Source organism: Dongia sp. (genome assembly GCF_041918875.1).
GTDB lineage: Bacteria > Pseudomonadota > Alphaproteobacteria > Dongiales > Dongiaceae > Dongia.
Window position 1 is genome coordinate 279768 of the sequence record NZ_JAYRUV010000002.1, and the last position, 16023, is coordinate 295790.

16 protein-coding genes are annotated in these 16023 nt (G+C 61.3%); 15 read left to right on the plus strand and 1 reads right to left on the minus strand.

Annotated features, from left to right (window positions below; translation table 11 throughout):
• Positions 1-2 precede the first annotated feature (2 nt).
• The 13 genes from ACE3TY_RS03180 to ACE3TY_RS03240 are packed head-to-tail and all read left to right on the plus strand — an operon-like array spanning position 3 to position 11964.
• Positions 3-287, plus strand: a complete 285-nt coding sequence (locus tag ACE3TY_RS03180) for a phosphopantetheine-binding protein (protein WP_374650803.1) — start codon at positions 3-5, stop codon at positions 285-287.
• Positions 274-522 carry an acyl carrier protein gene (locus ACE3TY_RS03185; protein ID WP_374650804.1) on the plus strand — a complete coding sequence of 83 codons (249 nt, stop codon included), beginning with the start codon at positions 274-276 and terminating at the stop codon, positions 520-522. Before ACE3TY_RS03180 ends, ACE3TY_RS03185 begins: the two co-directional genes overlap by 14 nt.
• Positions 485-1096: a hypothetical protein gene (locus ACE3TY_RS03190; RefSeq protein WP_374650806.1), complete on the plus strand. Its 612-nt coding sequence runs from the start codon at positions 485-487 to the stop codon at positions 1094-1096. The genes ACE3TY_RS03185 and ACE3TY_RS03190 overlap by 38 nt, the downstream gene beginning before the upstream one ends.
• A complete protein-coding gene (locus ACE3TY_RS03195) occupies positions 994-2802 on the plus strand; it encodes an AMP-binding protein (RefSeq protein WP_374650808.1) in 1809 nt (602 codons plus the stop codon). Before ACE3TY_RS03190 ends, ACE3TY_RS03195 begins: the two co-directional genes overlap by 103 nt.
• A complete protein-coding gene (locus ACE3TY_RS03200; RefSeq protein WP_374650984.1) occupies positions 2802-4478 on the plus strand; it encodes a glycosyltransferase in 1677 nt (558 codons plus the stop codon). Before ACE3TY_RS03195 ends, ACE3TY_RS03200 begins: the two co-directional genes overlap by 1 nt.
• Positions 4475-4891 carry an acyl-CoA thioesterase gene (locus ACE3TY_RS03205; protein ID WP_374650809.1) on the plus strand — a complete coding sequence of 139 codons (417 nt, stop codon included), beginning with the start codon at positions 4475-4477 and terminating at the stop codon, positions 4889-4891. The genes ACE3TY_RS03200 and ACE3TY_RS03205 overlap by 4 nt, the downstream gene beginning before the upstream one ends.
• On the plus strand, positions 4879-5505 hold the full coding sequence (locus tag ACE3TY_RS03210; RefSeq protein WP_374650811.1) for an outer membrane lipoprotein carrier protein LolA: 627 nt from the start codon (positions 4879-4881) through the stop codon (positions 5503-5505). The genes ACE3TY_RS03205 and ACE3TY_RS03210 overlap by 13 nt, the downstream gene beginning before the upstream one ends.
• Positions 5502-7808 carry an MMPL family transporter gene (locus ACE3TY_RS03215; protein WP_374650813.1) on the plus strand — a complete coding sequence of 769 codons (2307 nt, stop codon included), beginning with the start codon at positions 5502-5504 and terminating at the stop codon, positions 7806-7808. Before ACE3TY_RS03210 ends, ACE3TY_RS03215 begins: the two co-directional genes overlap by 4 nt.
• Positions 7805-8368 carry a DUF3261 domain-containing protein gene (locus ACE3TY_RS03220; RefSeq protein ID WP_374650814.1) on the plus strand — a complete coding sequence of 188 codons (564 nt, stop codon included), beginning with the start codon at positions 7805-7807 and terminating at the stop codon, positions 8366-8368. Before ACE3TY_RS03215 ends, ACE3TY_RS03220 begins: the two co-directional genes overlap by 4 nt.
• Positions 8365-9546: a beta-ketoacyl-[acyl-carrier-protein] synthase family protein gene (locus ACE3TY_RS03225; RefSeq protein ID WP_374650815.1), complete on the plus strand. Its 1182-nt coding sequence runs from the start codon at positions 8365-8367 to the stop codon at positions 9544-9546. Before ACE3TY_RS03220 ends, ACE3TY_RS03225 begins: the two co-directional genes overlap by 4 nt.
• Positions 9546-10028: a hypothetical protein gene (locus tag ACE3TY_RS03230; RefSeq protein ID WP_374650817.1), complete on the plus strand. Its 483-nt coding sequence runs from the start codon at positions 9546-9548 to the stop codon at positions 10026-10028. The genes ACE3TY_RS03225 and ACE3TY_RS03230 overlap by 1 nt, the downstream gene beginning before the upstream one ends.
• Positions 10025-10741 (plus strand): 3-ketoacyl-ACP reductase FabG2, encoded by a 717-nt coding sequence (locus ACE3TY_RS03235; protein ID WP_374650819.1) that lies wholly within the window; start codon positions 10025-10027, stop codon positions 10739-10741. Before ACE3TY_RS03230 ends, ACE3TY_RS03235 begins: the two co-directional genes overlap by 4 nt.
• Complete coding sequence (locus ACE3TY_RS03240; RefSeq protein WP_374650821.1) at positions 10741-11964, plus strand: beta-ketoacyl-ACP synthase; 1224 nt, start codon at positions 10741-10743, stop codon at positions 11962-11964. The genes ACE3TY_RS03235 and ACE3TY_RS03240 overlap by 1 nt, the downstream gene beginning before the upstream one ends.
• 45 nt (positions 11965-12009) lie before the next feature.
• Here ACE3TY_RS03240 and ACE3TY_RS03245 read toward each other — a convergent pair whose 3' ends face one another.
• Complete coding sequence (locus tag ACE3TY_RS03245) at positions 12010-12561, minus strand: HPF/RaiA family ribosome-associated protein (protein ID WP_374650822.1); 552 nt, start codon at positions 12559-12561, stop codon at positions 12010-12012.
• Positions 12562-12985: 424 nt separating this feature from the next.
• Here ACE3TY_RS03245 and ACE3TY_RS03250 point away from each other — a divergent pair, with 424 nt between their 5' ends.
• Positions 12986-15238, plus strand: coding sequence for a Lon protease family protein (locus ACE3TY_RS03250; protein WP_374650824.1), 2253 nt, complete (start codon positions 12986-12988; stop codon positions 15236-15238).
• Complete coding sequence (locus tag ACE3TY_RS03255) at positions 15238-16014, plus strand: hypothetical protein (RefSeq protein WP_374650826.1); 777 nt, start codon at positions 15238-15240, stop codon at positions 16012-16014. The genes ACE3TY_RS03250 and ACE3TY_RS03255 overlap by 1 nt, the downstream gene beginning before the upstream one ends.
• Positions 16015-16023 lie beyond the last annotated feature (9 nt).

Below are 16023 nucleotides of genomic sequence, written 5' to 3' on the forward strand. Positions count from 1 at the left end.
GCATGGACGATTTGGAACGCGAAATAAAGACACTGATCATTGATACGCTGAAGCTTGAGGACGTGCAGCCGGAGGACATTGATAGCCAGGAGGCGCTGTTCGGCAGCGGCCTCGGTCTTGATTCGATCGATGCACTCGAGCTTGGTGTCGCCCTGCGCCGCCGCTATGACCTCAAGATCGAAACTATTACCGACGAGATCAAGGCGCATTTTGCCAATGTGCGCAGTCTAGCGGCCTTCGTGCGCGTCCAGGGCCAGAGCGGGAGCGGTGCCAATGCTGTCGCGTGACGATGTCGAGAGCAAACTGCGCGGCTATCTTGAGGATATGTTCGAGATTCCGGCAGCGAAGATCACGCCGCAAGCGCGTCTATACGAAGACCTCGATCTTGATTCGATTGACGCCGTCGACCTCGTCGTCAAACTGCAAGAATTGACTGGCCGCAAACTCAAGGTCGAAGAGTTCAAATCGGTGCGGACCGTCGGCGATGTCATTGATCGCGTGCATGCCGTCCTTGCCGAATAATGGTGCCGCCTCGTCGGCTGACAGATGGCGCGCGGCGATCTTCGCCTTAGTCGCGGTAGTTTATCCGGCTGCCGTCTATTGGCTCCATGTGCAGGTATCATTCGCCGTCTTCGCGATTGCCGCCATCCTTCTTCTTATCTTGCGGTCTCTTCTGGTCGTCGATGGCGTGACGCGCTTGCTGCGCCTGCCGCTATTGTGTGCGGCATTGGTGCTGGCGGTTCTTGCTGTCATTGACTCTGCCGTGGCCGCTAAGATCTATCCAGCACTGCTCAGCCTTTTGATCGCCACCCTGTTCGGGAATTCGCTGCGTCATCCGCCCAGCCTGGTCGAACGCATCGCACGCTTGCGTGAACCCGTCTTGCCACCGGTCGGCATCGTCTACTGCCGCCGCGTTACCTGGATCTGGACCCTGTGGCTGCTGGCGAATGCCATGATCGCCGGTTTGCTGGCATTGGCGCAGGATCTGGCCTTGTGGGCATTGTGGACCGGGTTGATCTCCTATCTCTGCAGTGCCGTCTTGTTCGCGGGAGAAAGGCTCCTTCGCCCCATGCTCATGCGTCGGGCAGCCCGGTGAACGCCATGCGCGACGTCTCGCGGCTGCTCGACGACAAGGGAAATCCGGAAGAAATCGTCGCCATAGCCGTCGATGGTCCTGTCGATCTCGCCCAGTTCCGCCGCGATGTTGCGGCGAATGCCGAGGCACTTGCGGCGCAAGGCTGCGCCCGCGGCCTGCTTGTAACCGAAGATACCTACTGGTGCGCCGTCGGCATGCTGGCCCTGTTCCAGGCTGGTGCAGAGGTCGTCCTGCCGCAAAATGTTACTTTTGGCGCCTGCGGTGCGATCCGCCGGCATTGGGACCTGCTGGTGTATGACCGTCTACCGCCGGGCCACAATCCGGGCTTCGCCTTGCGTAAGGGAACTGGCTCGGTGCCGGTCCGTCCATCCTTGGATGCCAAACGCTGCCGCCTGACGCTTTTCACTTCCGGCTCGACCGGGACGGCCAAACGTGTTGAGAAGACTTTTGCGACAATGCTGCGTGAAGCGTTGGCCATCGAGACGTTGCTCGGGAAGACTGTACCGCCGCGCGGCCATGTCCTTGGGACGGTTACGCATCAGCATCTTTTCGGCCTCAGCTACAAACTGATTTGGCCCTTATGTAGCGGTCGACCGTTCGGGGGCAGGGTGCACGTTTTATGGGAAAGCCTGCTTGCCGAAGATCTGGGCGGCGCCGCAATCATCACCGGCCCGGCGCATCTGGCGCGTCTCAATGGGTTGGGCGTGCATGCCGGCCGGAGGCCCCCTTCCTGCATCCTGTCGGCCGGTGCGGCGCTTCCAGATACTGCCGCCGTCGTCGCCCAAGCTTCATTGGGCGCACGTATCTGCGAAATCTATGGCAGCACGGAAACCGGGACGATTGCGGCACGTTGGCGCGATCGTCCCAATCCGCCCTGGCAGGCGGCGCCTGGTGTGACATTGGCGACGGCAGCGGATGGGACGCTGACGGTGACATCCCCTTTCCTGCCGGATGACGAGCCACACGCGACCAGCGACGCTGTCGAAATGGCGGAAGGGAGCGGCTTTTATCTCAAGGGACGCACGGATCGCATCGTCAAGATCGAAGGCAAGAGGGTCAGTCTGCCCGAAGTGGAAGCGGCCCTGGCATCCTTTCATCAAGTTGCCGCCGCAGCGCTTGTCACCTTGCCGGGCGAGCCGGCGACACTTGGGGCTGTCATCGTACCGAGCGAATCCGGTACCGCCGACCTGGCGAAACTTGGCGCGTTTCGCTTTGGACGCCTGTTGCGTCAGGCGCTGGCGACGCGGCATGATGCAGCCGCGATGCCGCGCCGGTGGCGCTTTATCGATGTACTGCCGGCCGATGCCATGGGCAAGATTCGGCGGGAGGATCTGCTGGCTATCTTCGCCTCGCCCCAGTCCTGTCGAACGCCCGAGCTGCGCGCCATACGCCGGCGCGGGGACACGGTCGAGCTCGATCTCTTTAATCGGCCCGATATGATTCAATTGGATGGCCACTTTCCCGGGTTGCCGATCGTGCCGGGCGTCGCTCAGATAGATTGGGCCGTGAAGCTGGCGGCCAGGCATCTGAGCCTGCCGATTGCGGCCGCGACGGACTATCAGGTCAAGTTCCAACGACTGACCTTGCCCAATACGCTGGTGACGCTGAAGCTCACGCACGATGCGGACAGGGGGCGCTTAAGTTTCTCGTATCAGAGCGGCGACGAAATTCTGACTGCCGGCATCATTCGGCTGGCGGCCGCATGATGGCAGCGCCACGTATCTGCGCTATCGTCCCAAGCCACAACCATGCCCGGGCTATGCCTGAGATCATCCGGGCATTGCGGGCGCAGCAACTCGCAATCTTCATTGTAGACGATGGCAGCAACGAAGCTGTTCGCCATGAACTCGCTTCGCTGAACGACCCGCCGAACGAGGTAATAGTTGTGCGCCTGGAGCCGAACCAGGGAAAGGGCGGCGCAGTGCTGCACGGTTTCCAGTTGGCGATGGCAGCAGGCTTCACGCATGCGTTGCAAATCGATGCCGACGGCCAGCACGATGTCGCCGCCATTCCGCGCCTGATAGCGCTGGCGGTCGAACAGCCGGATGCGCTGATCACCGGCGTGCCGATCTACGACCGCTCGGTCCCGCTGGGTCGTGCCATTGGCCGTTACGTCACCCATCTCTGGGTCTGGATCGAAACCTTGTCACTGCAGATCAGCGACAGTATGTGCGGCCTGCGGGTCTATCCGCTGGCACCGGTGGCCGCCCTTTGCGCCGATGGCGAGCGCATCGGGCTGCGCATGGATTTCGATACCGAAATCATGGTGCGTCTGTTCTGGCGCGGTGTGCCGGTGGTGGAAGAACCGGTTGCGGTCACATATCCCGCCGGCAACATCTCCAATTTCGATCTGCGGCACGACAATCTGCGCATTTCCGCGATGCACAGCCGTCTCTTCTTCGGCATGATGCGGCGCTTCCCGGCAATCCTGCGGTCCCGGCCGCACCATAGACGGCATTGGGCGAAGATCGCGGAACGAGGGGTTTATTGGGGACTCGAAGGTTGGGCATTGGCGGCGCGCTTGCTGGGGCGGCGTGGCTGCCTCGCCATTATGGCGCCGGTTGTGCTCTATTTCTATCTAACGGGATGGGAACAGCGCCGGGCGTCGCATGACTTCTTGCGCCGGGCCGCTGCACACGGCGCGCCGCTTTCCGCGAATCGTCTTTGGCTAAGCGGATTTATTCACTTCATGTCTTTCGCGGGCCGCGCTGTCGATACGTTCCTCGGCTGGACAGGCGGCATATCGGACAATGCCGTGCAACCGGGCATGATTGTCGACTTGGCTGAGGCCGAGCGGTCGGCTGCAGGTGCTCTCTTCATCGTTGCGCATCTTGGCAATGTCGACCTTGCCCGCGCGCTGCTCGACGAGCGCAGCCGACAGAGGCTGCTGGTCCTGGTCCACACGCGCCATGCCGAGAAATATAACCGCCTCCTGCGCAAGTACCGGCCTGAGGCAGGGGTCAATATCTGGCAGGTGACCGAACTCGGTCCGGCGGCAGCGATGGAACTGCAGGCGCGGGTGGAGCAAGGTGCCTGGATCGTCATCGCCGGCGACCGCGTACCCGTAAAGAGCGAGCGCGTGACCAGACTGCCCTTCCTGGGGCAGGACGCGCCCTTTTCGCAAGGGCCCTACGTACTCGGCGCACTGCTTGGCTGTCCAGTCTACACCTTGTTCTGCACCCGCAGGGGCGATCGTCATGTTCTGGATGTCGAAAAGATCGCCGACAGGATCGATTTGCCGCGGCAAGACCGGGAGGCTGCTCTCTCCCGTCATGTCGGCGAGTTCGCCGCCCGGCTTGAAGCTTATGCGGTCGCAAACCCGCTGCAATGGTATAACTTTTTCGATTTCTGGAATCCGGGCCGCAGGGAATCTCGTTCATGATCACCGCTGAATGCGAAATCGTCGCGCAGTTCTACGATATCGATCCGATGCAGGTGGTTTGGCATGGCAATTACGTCCGCTATTTTGAACAGGTCCGCGGCCTTCTGCTCGACAAGCTGGACTTCAATTATCGGCAGATGGAGCAATCCGGCTATATCTGGCCGATCGTCGATATGCGGGTGAAATATGTGCGGCCCGTCCGCTATCAGCAGCGTATCGTCGTGACGGCGACTTTGGTTGAATATGAGAACCGATTGAAGATCGATTATCGTTGCCGCGCCTGGGAGAGCGGCGAGGTTCTCACCAAGGCTCACACAATCCAGGTCGCGGTCAATGCGGCAACGCGGGAGCTCAGTCTGGAATCTCCGGCGATTCTGCTGGAGAAGGTGAGGCGCGCGCTATGCGGATCGTGACGATCTTGCGCTGGTTTGTCGGCCTTGCCGGACTCTTTGCCGGCAGCTCGGCGCTGGCCGATGGAATGAGCCCGTTGGCGTCGGGCGAAATTCTACGCGGCAGCTACACACAGGAACGTGTCCTGCAGGGCTTCACGACCCCCCTGCGCAGCGCCGGCAGTTTTGTGCTTGCGCCCGGTCAGGGCCTGATCTGGCGTGCCGAGACGCCTTTCGCAGTGACCACTTTGATGACGGGAAAGGGCCTCGCTCAGCAAAGCGACGGCGTCACCACGCTCAACCTGCCCACCAGCCATGCTCCCTTCATGGCCGGCCTCTATGAAATGCTGACCGGCGCGCTGGCCGGCGATTGGCGAGGCCTCGACCGCGATTTTTCCGTGGAACAATCTACAGACGGCGGCAAATGGAATCTGCGCCTCAAGCCGCGACATGATGCGCCGAGTGCCGCCATGCCGATCATCGAGATCCGGGTTACGGGCGGTGACTATGTCGAGACGGTCGAGATCGAAAAGCAGGGGGGCGACCACGATACGTTGACATTCAGCGGGCAGCAGCGGTTGGCCGGAGCGCTTGCCGCCGATGAAAAGGCCTTGCTCGATGCGGTCGGTGGACCGTGAAACCATTTCGTCTCGCTCGGCTCGGCGCAGCGCTCTGGCTGTTGATCGTCCTGATCACGGCTGGATATCTGGGTTCGCAGGCGTTGCGCGGCATAGCCTTCCGCACGGACTTGCTATCTCTGCTTCCGGCCGACGAGACGGCGCAGGAATCGCACACGGTCGCCACGAACTTGATGACCGGTGCCGCCAAGCGCTTCGTTCTGCTTGTCGGGCATGTAGACCGTACCGTCGCCCGCATGGCGGCCGCCGAACTCGAACGAAGCCTCGGCGAAGCCGGACTGGCAAGGGTGCGGGAAACGACTGGCGATCAGTCGAACGCCATGGGCGCCTTCTATCTGCCTTATGCGGGTTCTCTGCTGGCGCCGGGTGACCGGGCACTGCTTGCCGCGGGGAAGAGCGATCGGGTCGCTAAAAGGGCCTTGGCGCAAATCTATGGCGTCGGCGGTTTCGCCAATGGACGCCTTTTGATGCAGGATCCGTTCCTGCTGTTTCCTGCCTTTCTTGCCAGCTTGCCGGCGCCGCTTTCGCGCCTGACGGTGGATGAGGGGCGGCTCGCAGTGAAGGCGGACGGTCTCAATTGGATCCTGGTCAGCGGCGAAGTCGATGGCGATCCCTATGCCCTCGATGTGCAGGATCGCTTCCTCGGTGTTCTTGAGGGCAAGACCGGCCAGCTTTCCGGCCAGCATCCCGGTTTAGCGGTCAAGCGCGCTGGCGCCATCTTCTTCGCTGCTGCGGGATCGCAATCCGGGCTCAAGGAAACGTCGACGCTCGGCACCATCTCAATGGTTGGCACGGCACTGTTACTGATCGGTGCATTCCGCCGCGTTGGTCCTTTACTGATGAACCTGCTCGCGGTCGCGATCGGCATCGGCGCCGGGCTTGCCGCCAATTTGTGGCTGTTTGGCGAGATCCACATTGCGACGCTGCTCTTTGGCGTCGGCCTCACCGGCGTTGCCGTCGATTATGGTATCCATTACTCGGCGACCGTGTTCGACCCGCTGCAGCCAACCAGCTGGCAACGCCTACGCACGGTCTTGCCGGGGATCAGCATTGGCCTGACAACGACCCTTATCGGCTATGCCATCCTTCTGATGGCGCCATTTCCGGCCTTGCGACAGGTGGCCCTTTTTTCGATCGTCGGCTTGGCGGCATCATTCTTCACGGTGATCCTCTGGTTCCCATTTCTCGACCGGGGCAAAGCGCCGGGCTATGGCAGGCATCTCCTGCGCCTGGCGAACTGCTTCTGGCGCATCTGGGAGAACGCGCGGCTGCGACGAGTATGCTGGCTGGGGCTGGCTGTGCTGACCGGGCTCGGCGCGGTGGGATTTACGCGCCTCCACATCGACGACGATGTCCGGCGCATGCAGTCGCTTTCGCCGGATCTCGTCGCCCAACAGGACGACATTCAGCGCCTGGCCGGCATCGGCGCAACGCTACAGTTCGTGCTGGTCGAAGCCGCGGACGATGAGATCGCCTTGCAGCGCAGTGAAGCCGTGTCCGCCATTCTCGACAATCTCCAGGGCGACGGTGTACTCGGCGCCCATCGCGGTCCGGCAGATTTCGTGCCCTCGCTTGCCCGTCAGGCAGAGAATCGGCAACTGGTACAACGGCTCGACTGGGTTGCCCAGGCGACACAACTCGGTCTGGCATCCCACGAAAAACCGGTAGCCAAGGAAATGATCTTGCAAGATGCCCTGGAGGGCGGCGCATTGCCATTCCTGCGAGAGTGGGTGTTGGGGCCGGGGCGACATGTGATCGCGCTCGATGACGTTGAGATGCCGGAGACTTTGCACGAGGCGCTCGCGAACCTGGAAGGTGTGCGCTATCTCGATCCTGCCGGCGACTTCACGGAGCGGCTCGGTACTTATCGCCATCGTGCCTTGTGGCTGATTGGCCTTTCTGCTCTGCTGATGATCGTTCCGCTTGGCTGGCGCTATGGCCTGAAAGGCGGTGTGATCGTCCTGCTGCCTTCTTTGGCGGCGCTCATCCTGGCACCGGCGCTTGTTGCGGTAAGTGGGGAAGGCATCAGTTTCTTCCACGTCATGGGCCTGATCCTTGTTCTGGCGATCGGCGTCGACTATGCGACCTTCTGCGCCGAAACGGATCTGGCGCACCGCCCGGTCACGATGCTGGCGGTCATGTTGGACGTGGTGACGACCTTGCTTTCCTTCGGTCTGCTTGCCTTCAGCAGCGTCTTTGCCGTGCATGCGTTCGGCCTCACCATGCTGATCGGCATTCTCATCGCCTTCCTGCTGGCGCCCTTGGCTGGTACTATCTATCCACGCCGCAAGAGGCCGGCATGAAAGTCTTGCTTACCGCGTGCCTGTTGCTGCTGGCCGCCTGCAATGGAGTTCCCAGCTCGGACGAGGCCAACCGGCCGTTTTTCGCGCCTGGGCATGAATTGGCTCTGCCACAACCGGCCGAACTCGGCCGCGATGCCGAATGGTTGCAGCACATCACCGTCCGCCATGACGGCGATGCCTATGCCTTTGACGGTCGCATCAGCGTGACAGCGGAGAGTTTCCAATTGATCGGCATAGACGGCTTAGGCCGCCGCACCATGAGTATCGATTGGAATCGATCGGGCCAGGTCAACGCGATGCGCGCAGAATGGCTGCCGCCCCAGGTCCGGCCTGGGCCGATGCTGGCCGATATTGTGCTGCTTTATTGGCCGCGCGATGTCCTGCGTCGGGCGCTGCAACCATCCGGCGCCACGCTGCGGGAAATCGGCAAGACCCGCATTGTCTCGCTCGGTGGCAAGGAGGTCCTGCACATCGACTATCTGGGTGGCGGCCGCCTGCGTTACCGCAACAATGGCTGGGGCTACGAGATTGAGGTACAGTCGGTCGAGGTCGTGCCATGAGGCTTGGTATTGCCGCCCTGGGTCTCGCCACGCCGATCGGTATCGGCAAGGCTGCAGTTAGTGCAAATCTCTTCGCGGGCACGCGCGACGGGCTGGCGCACCGTATGGCGATCTACCCTGACCGCGAAATCCATGTCGGCCGCGTCACGGCGGAGCTGCCGCCGAGCTTTGCGCCATATCGGTCACGCAACAACAGCCTGATGCTGCTTGCGTTGACGGAGATCGCCGCGGAGATCGACGCGGCGCGGATGCGCTATGGGGCGGATAGGATCGCCGTGATCCTCGGAACCAGTACCGCCGGCATTGCGGAAGGCGAGGCGGCCTTTGCCATCCGTCTTCGGAAAGACGCTTGGCCGAAGGACTTCGACTACCGGCAGCAGGAATTGGGCAGCCTTGCCGAATTCGTGGCCGCTGACCTGCAGATCGCCGGGCCGGCTTACACTATCGCGACTGCCTGTTCGTCGAGCGCCAAGGTGTTCGCCAGCGCCAGGCGCCTGATAATGGCCGGGCTCTGCGATGCGGCCATCGTCGGCGGTGCGGACACGATCTGCGGGACGACCACGAACGGGTTTGCCTCCCTCGACGCCTTGTCGCGTGGCCTCTGCCAGCCATTCAGCCGGAACAGGGACGGCATCAATATCGGAGAAGGGGCTGCCGCCTTCCTGTTAACAAGAGAACCTGCCGATATCGCCCTATTGGGTTTCGGTGAAAGCTCCGACGCACATCATTTGAGTGCGCCGGATCCGACCGGCGCCGGGGCCGAGGCGGCGATGGCCGCAGCATTGCGCGATGCCGGCCTCAGTCCGGCGGACATCGCTTATGTTAACTTGCATGGCACAGGCACCCCACTCAACGACGCGATGGAAGCCATCGCCGTCCACAGGCTCTTTGGTGCAGGAATGCCCTGCAGCTCGACCAAGGCGATGACCGGTCATATGCTGGGAGCGGCCGGTGCCTGCGAGGCCGCCTTCCTGTGCCTGGCGTTGCACCCCGCCCATGGAGGCGGTCGCTTGCCGCCGCATCTTTGGGACGGTGCCGTCGATCCGGCCATGCCACCGCTCAATCTCGTTCGGCCCGGCATGCAACCGGTGCCCGCGGGCCGGCGCGCCATGCTGAGCAGTTCTTTCGCCTTCGGCGGCAGCAATATGGCCCTCGTCCTTGGGTACGGGGATACTTGATGGAAATCTGCCACTATCCCGTTGCCACTTTGCTGCCTCATGCCGGCCGTATGATCCTGCTCGATCGTGTCACGGGATTTACCGATACCTTGATCGAGACGGAGATTACCGTCCGGCCGGAAAATCCGTTCTTTGAAATGGGGGTGGGCGTTGCTGCGCATATCGCCATTGAGTGGATGGCGCAGGCTTGCGGCGCCTTTGTCGGTCTGGAGGCGCTACGCCGGAATCAGCCCGTGCGGCTGGGATTCCTGCTGGGGACGCGCAATTTCAAGGCGGAGCGCGCATGGTTCCGGGAAAATGAGTGCCTCATCGTGCGGGCGGAACTGGTATTTCGGGATGGCGAAATCGGTGTATTCGATTGTAATTTGCTCGATGCTGGGGTCACCCAGGCGATGGCGCAACTGACCCTGCACCAACCGGCCGATCTGGCGGCGGTTCTTGCGCGGCAAGGGATTGATATAAAGAGTCTGGGAACCAAATGAGCAGAACCATCCTTGTGACCGGCGCCAGCAAAGGTATCGGCCGCGCCATTGCCGAGAGGCTCGCGGAAGACGGCTTCACTTTGGTCCTGCATTACGGGCGCGACGTCGCCGGTGCACAGGAAACCCTCGACGCCATCAACGGTGCTGGACGACTTGTGACGTTCGATCTCAAGGATCGCGAGGCCGCCCGCGCTGTACTCGATGGCGATATCGCCAACCACGGCTCCTATTGGGGAGTCGTTCTGAATGCCGGGATCGCGCGCGACGCTGCCTTTCCCGCCATGACTGACGATGAATGGGACGATGTCGTGGATACGGATCTTGGCGGTTTCTACAATGTGATGCGCCCGATCGTCATGCCGATGGTGAGCGCGCGCCAGGGCGGGCGTATCGTCACGATCGCCTCCGTCTCAGGCATCGCCGGCAATCGCGGACAGGTAAACTACAGCGCCGCCAAGGCCGGTATCATCGGCGCTACCAAGGCGCTTGCGATCGAACTCGCCAAGCGCAATATCACGGTCAACTGCGTTGCGCCCGGCATCATTGGAACGCAGATGATCGAGAACCTGCCGATGGACGAAGTGCTGAAGATGGTGCCGATGCGTAGAGCGGGTCGGCCGGAGGAGGTCGCAGCCGCAGTCTCCTATCTCTGTTCCGACGGTGCCGCCTACGTGACGCGTCAGGTTCTGTCGGTCAACGGAGGCATGCTCTGATGCGTCGCGTCGTCGTCACCGGGATGGGCGGTATTACCGCCCTGGGGAACTCCTGGCCGGAGATTCGCGGGTACATGGCACGCGGGGAAACGGCGATCCGCCGTCTGCCCGAATTGGACCGCTTCGTGGGTCTTCATACGCGCCTTGCAGCGCCGGTGATCGGTTTCTCTGTCGACGATCTTTATCCACGTAAGAAGACGCGGACGATGGGCGTTGTGGCCAAAATGGCGGTCCGCGCCACGGAAATGGCACTGCAGGATGCCGGCCTCCTCGGCGATACGGTGGTGCGGGGCGGTCGTACCGGTATCGCCTACGGGTCATCTTTCGGTAGTCCTGCGCCGGTCATGGCTTTTGCCGAACTGATGAAGGACGGCCAATCGAGAACGCTCAACGCGACGAGCTACATCCAGATGATGAGCCACACGGCTGCCGTGAATATCGGCCTCTTCTTCGGCATCACCGGCCGGATGATTCCTACGTCGAGTGCCTGCACGTCAGGCAGCCAAGGGATCGGCTATGCCTATGAGGCGATCCGCTGGGGCAAGGCCGATGTCATGGTAGCTGGCGGTGCCGACGAATTCGATGTCACCGAGGCCGCCGTCTTCGATACCCTTTATGCGACCAGCACGCGCAACGATCAGCCGGATACGACACCACGCCCCTATGACCGTGATCGCGATGGACTGGTGATTGGCGAAGGGGCGGTGACGTTGATCCTTGAGGAGCGCGAACGCGCGCTTGCGCGCGGCGCCCCCATTCATGCTGAAATCGTCGGCTTTGCCTGCAATGCCGACGGCAACCACGTCACCCAGCCACAGGCATCGACCATGGAAGCGGCACTGCGCGAAGCCTTGGCCGACGCCGGGATTCCATCGCGCGAGATCGGCTTTGTCAGCGGCCATGGCACGGCCACGGAGTGGGGCGATATTGCCGAGACGGAAGCGACGCGCGCCGCAATCGGCTCGTCAGCGCCTATCCATTCACTTAAATCCTACTTCGGCCACAGCCTTGGCGCCTGCGGGGCGATGGAGGCCTGGCTTGGCATAGAGATGATGCGGGATCAATGGTTCGCGCCGACCGCCAATCTGGACAATGTCGATCCACGTTGCGCAGAACTGGATTACGTCATGGGTGCGCCGCGGCATCTGGATATCGGTTATCTCATGTCGAACAATTTCGCCTTCGGCGGCATCAACACCTCGATCATCATCAAGCGTGTCTGAGGCCGGACGGGCGTCACCTCCCTGCCTACACCTTGACAGGCTGTCTCATGATACCGGCTTTACGACACTGGCCTGCAGGCCTTTGTCCCCCGGCACGGCGATGTAACGCACCCGGCCACCGATGGCCAACTTGCGAAAGCCGTCGTTCGGAACGCTGTTGGCGTGGAAATAGACTTCTCCCACCCGCTCATCATTGATGAAACCGTAATCCTTATCCTGGAAGAGGCGGGCAATCGTGCCCGAGGCCGCTTCTTCTTCATGCGATTTGATGTCTCCGCGCTTCTGCCGCGTCACATCTTCGATCCGGCGAACGAGGGCATCGAAGGCGTCTCGAATTGCGACGTATATGTCCTCATGTTCCTGATGTTTGGGCGAAGTACGATTTATGGCGATCTCATGTCCCGGCAGAGTGAGGTCGATGCTCACATGATAGAGTCGGCCCGATTTCTGCCGCCGGTTCGGTGCCCGCACAATGACCCGGCAGCCCATAATCCGGTCGCTGAAGCGGTCGAGCTTTGCCGCCAGTGCCTCTATCCGGGCCCTGACCGCGTCCGACGGATCCATATTGCTGAAGGTAATCTGCAGCGGCATGTTCATGATTAAGACCTCACTTCGGCAGTTTCCGGTGCGACAGAGGACGCCCCCATCCAATTCCCGTCATCGACGTGAAGCAAGCGCTAACTTTGTTGCGCACCACCGTTCCTATCCTGATTTCCTTCGCGGCTAGCGGGATTGACCTAGGTCAATCGGGTCGCGGATGGCTTTTACATACTTCAGCGAGTGAACCGGCGAAGGTGTATTGGACATGGAGCAGCATTCGTCTGCCGATATCGGGACGACAAAAGTGCCTGTTTCGGCGCTTTATCACCCCTGTACCCTCAGTGACCTGGGGAGTGGGGAGAGCGTTCCGCCGGCACAGATCGCGGCTGTATCTCATTCGCCCCTTGCAATCGGTCAGAGCCGCGCTGTGGAGGCCATCGATTTCGGCATTGGCATCGGTGGCAAAGGTTACAACATATTTGTGTTTGGACCGACGGGAGCGGGGCGCCACACGCTGGTACAGGCCCTGCTGCAGCGCGTGGCACCGCAGCGGCCACGGCCGGACGATTGGTGCTATATCAATAACTTCGCCGAACCGCATCAGCCGACCATCTTGCGCCTGCCCGCCGGGCGCGCGGTCGAATTGCGTAGTGCCATGGACAGGACCATCAAGGATCTCCGCGTCGCCTTGCCATCCGCTTTCGAGCGAGAAGATTACCGGACTCGTCGTGACGCACTCACGCAGCAGGCAAAGTCGGCCCATGAGAGCGCCTTCGACGAGCTACGGCTGCGGGCGGAGGCGCAGGAAGTCGCAGTGTTGCGGACGCCGTTTGGACTGACATTGGCGCCACTCAAGGACAAGGAACCCATTCGGCCCGCGGATTTCGATGCACTGACGCCGGCAGAGCAGGAAAGAATCCGTCAAAAGATTGAGACGTTGCAGGTCGATCTCGAAAAGCTCGTGCGGCAGATTCCGACATGGGAGCGGGAAATGCGCGAGTCTATTCGCCAACTCAACCAGGAAGTCGTCGTCGCAGTCACGAGCCTGCCCTTCGGCGAGTTGAAAGGACAGTTCAAGGATATCCCGGCTGTCATTGCCTATCTCTCGGCCGTGGAGCAGGACATCCAGCAGAATGCCGACGAGTTCCTGTCCGCGATTCAGAATGACGGCCATGGCGAATTCTCGCTTGAAGGTGCTGGTCGCAACCCCTTCTCTTTTCGTCGATATCAAGTCAACGCCATTGTCGACAATAGCAGTGTCGTCGGCGCGCCAGTTATTTTTGAGAACAACCCAACGCATCAGAATCTGGTAGGCCGCGTCGAGCATATATCGCGCATGGGAACTTTGCTCACCGATTTCAGCTTGCTCGCGCCGGGCGCCTTACATCGGGCCAATGGCGGCTATCTTGTGTTGGACGCTGAAAAATTATTGTTGAACGGATTCTCGTGGGAATCCCTGAAGCGCGCCTTGCGGGCAGGTGAAGTCCGGATCGAGTCGATCGAGCAGTTGCTGAGTCTCGCCAGTACCGTATCGCTGCGACCGGAGCCGATGCCGCTCGACCTCAAGATTATCCTGATCGGCTCCCCGCGAATCTATTACCTGCTGTCGCTGCTCGATCCGGAATTCTCGACCTTGTTCAAGGTGTCGGCCGAATTCGACGATCAGGTCGACCGGAATCCAGCTGCAACAAGAGAATATGCCGATTTTGTCGCCTGCATCGTCGCGCGGGAGAAGCTGCGATCTTTCGAACCCGGAGCCGTTGCCCGGGTGATTGAACATGCTTCGCGGCTTTCCGGTGACGCGGAGAAACTGTCGGCCGATATGAGTTCGCTGGCGGATCTCGCGACTGAGAGCGACTATTGTGCGCGGATCGCGGGAGAAGAGGTCGTCAGCAGGAAATCCGTTGCAAGCGCCATCGAGGCGCGGCGCCGGCGTGCCGATAGGCTCTATCGCCGCTTCCAGGAAATGGTCGCCACGAAGACCGTTCGTATAGAGACGTCGGGGTTGCAGATTGGCCAGGTGAACGGGTTGGCGGTGATATCGCTGGGCGGTGTCGAGTTCGGGCATCCCAGCCGCATCACGGCACGCATTCAACTTGGCCGTGGCCAGGTCGTCGATATCGAACGGGAAACGGAACTGGGCGGACCCATCCATTCGAAGGGTGTTCTCATTCTCTCGGCTTTCCTCGGCGCGCGTTTCGGCATGAAGCGACCGTTGGCCCTCAACGCCAGCATCGTCTTCGAACAATCCTATTCCGGGATCGAAGGCGACAGCGCTTCGTCCGCGGAACTCTACGCCCTGCTATCGGCAATCGCCGATGTACCGATCGATCAATCCTGGGCCGTCACCGGATCGGTTGACCAGCGTGGTCAGATTCAGGCGATCGGCGGCGTCAATGACAAGATTGAAGGTTTTTTCGACATCTGCGTGCTGGGTGGCTTGACCGGCGCGCAGGGCGTCATCATCCCCGCCGCCAATGTCCGCAACCTCATGCTGCGCAGCGATGTCGTCGATGCCGTGAGAGACGGGAAGTTCCACATCCACGCCATCGAGCATATCGACCAAGGCATAGAATTGCTTACCGGATTGCCGGCCGGGGCCGCGGGTATAACCGGAGAATATCCAAGCGGTTCGGTCAATGAGCGCGTGATGCGTCGCTTGGCAGCTCTGGCAGAGAGTCATCGTCAATGGATCGGCGCCGGCGGGCAAGTCGGCAGGACAGGTCAAGCCTGATGCGCGACCTTGGGTTCGATCGAGTTGTAGTGATCCTGGACCCGGGCGGCGAACGCCGCGCGGCAGTCGAGGCCGCCGTCGAGATGGCATCGGCTCTGCGATTGCCGCTTCATGGGATCTTTGTCGAGGATGAGAGCTATCTGGATCTCGCCGGCCTAGCACTCTCGTCACATGTCGCACTTGGCTGCCAAGAGCCGGGCGCATTGGAAAGCGGCCTCTTGGCCGCGGCGATCAAGGTGGAGGCACGACGCAGCCGCGAACTGTTTGAGGCAGTCGCGCAGAGGGTTGGAGTTCCGACGACCTTTGCCGAATGGCGTGGCCGACCCAATCTAGGAAATGTCGGCGTCAGAGTGACGGATCTCGTCGTGGTCGAGGGTTATTCGCGCCCACTGACCGGGCAGGCGCGCATGCGTTCGCTATGGAGCCGGCGGTTGGCATCGGCTGACGCGTCCGTCCTGATCCTGAAGCATGAACTGGCGCGCAATCTCGTCATCGGCCGCATTGCGGACGGCGAGACGCAAATGCGTCCCACGCAGCTCGCCGATATGCTGGCAAGGCACCTCGCCGGATCCATTGTGCGGCTGCAAAAGGAAGAAATCTCCGACGCCGGCGACGAAACGGGCTCACGCGCTCCGGCGGCAGGCAAACCGATACCACATTACGCCGATCTCCGCTGCGATATGGTGATTGTCGAGGAAGATGAAGCGGATATCGGCATTTCATCGGCCCTTATTGCTAAGGGGCGTTGCAGTGTCTTGGTTCTGCGCCGCCGGTGACTGAGATTA

Coding starts and splice junctions, on each gene's coding strand:
- ACE3TY_RS03180 (WP_374650803.1), top strand. CDS start 3: ATGGACGATTTGGAACGCGAAATAAAGACACTGATCATTGATACGCTG.
- ACE3TY_RS03185 (WP_374650804.1), top strand. CDS start 274: ATGCTGTCGCGTGACGATGTCGAGAGCAAACTGCGCGGCTATCTTGAG.
- ACE3TY_RS03190 (WP_374650806.1), top strand. CDS start 485: ATGTCATTGATCGCGTGCATGCCGTCCTTGCCGAATAATGGTGCCGCC.
- ACE3TY_RS03200 (WP_374650984.1), top strand. CDS start 2,802: ATGGCAGCGCCACGTATCTGCGCTATCGTCCCAAGCCACAACCATGCC.
- ACE3TY_RS03205 (WP_374650809.1), top strand. CDS start 4,475: ATGATCACCGCTGAATGCGAAATCGTCGCGCAGTTCTACGATATCGAT.
- ACE3TY_RS03210 (WP_374650811.1), top strand. CDS start 4,879: ATGCGGATCGTGACGATCTTGCGCTGGTTTGTCGGCCTTGCCGGACTC.
- ACE3TY_RS03220 (WP_374650814.1), top strand. CDS start 7,805: ATGAAAGTCTTGCTTACCGCGTGCCTGTTGCTGCTGGCCGCCTGCAAT.
- ACE3TY_RS03225 (WP_374650815.1), top strand. CDS start 8,365: ATGAGGCTTGGTATTGCCGCCCTGGGTCTCGCCACGCCGATCGGTATC.
- ACE3TY_RS03230 (WP_374650817.1), top strand. CDS start 9,546: ATGGAAATCTGCCACTATCCCGTTGCCACTTTGCTGCCTCATGCCGGC.
- ACE3TY_RS03235 (WP_374650819.1), top strand. CDS start 10,025: ATGAGCAGAACCATCCTTGTGACCGGCGCCAGCAAAGGTATCGGCCGC.
- ACE3TY_RS03240 (WP_374650821.1), top strand. CDS start 10,741: ATGCGTCGCGTCGTCGTCACCGGGATGGGCGGTATTACCGCCCTGGGG.
- ACE3TY_RS03245 (WP_374650822.1), bottom strand. CDS start 12,561: ATGAACATGCCGCTGCAGATTACCTTCAGCAATATGGATCCGTCGGAC.
- ACE3TY_RS03255 (WP_374650826.1), top strand. CDS start 15,238: ATGCGCGACCTTGGGTTCGATCGAGTTGTAGTGATCCTGGACCCGGGC.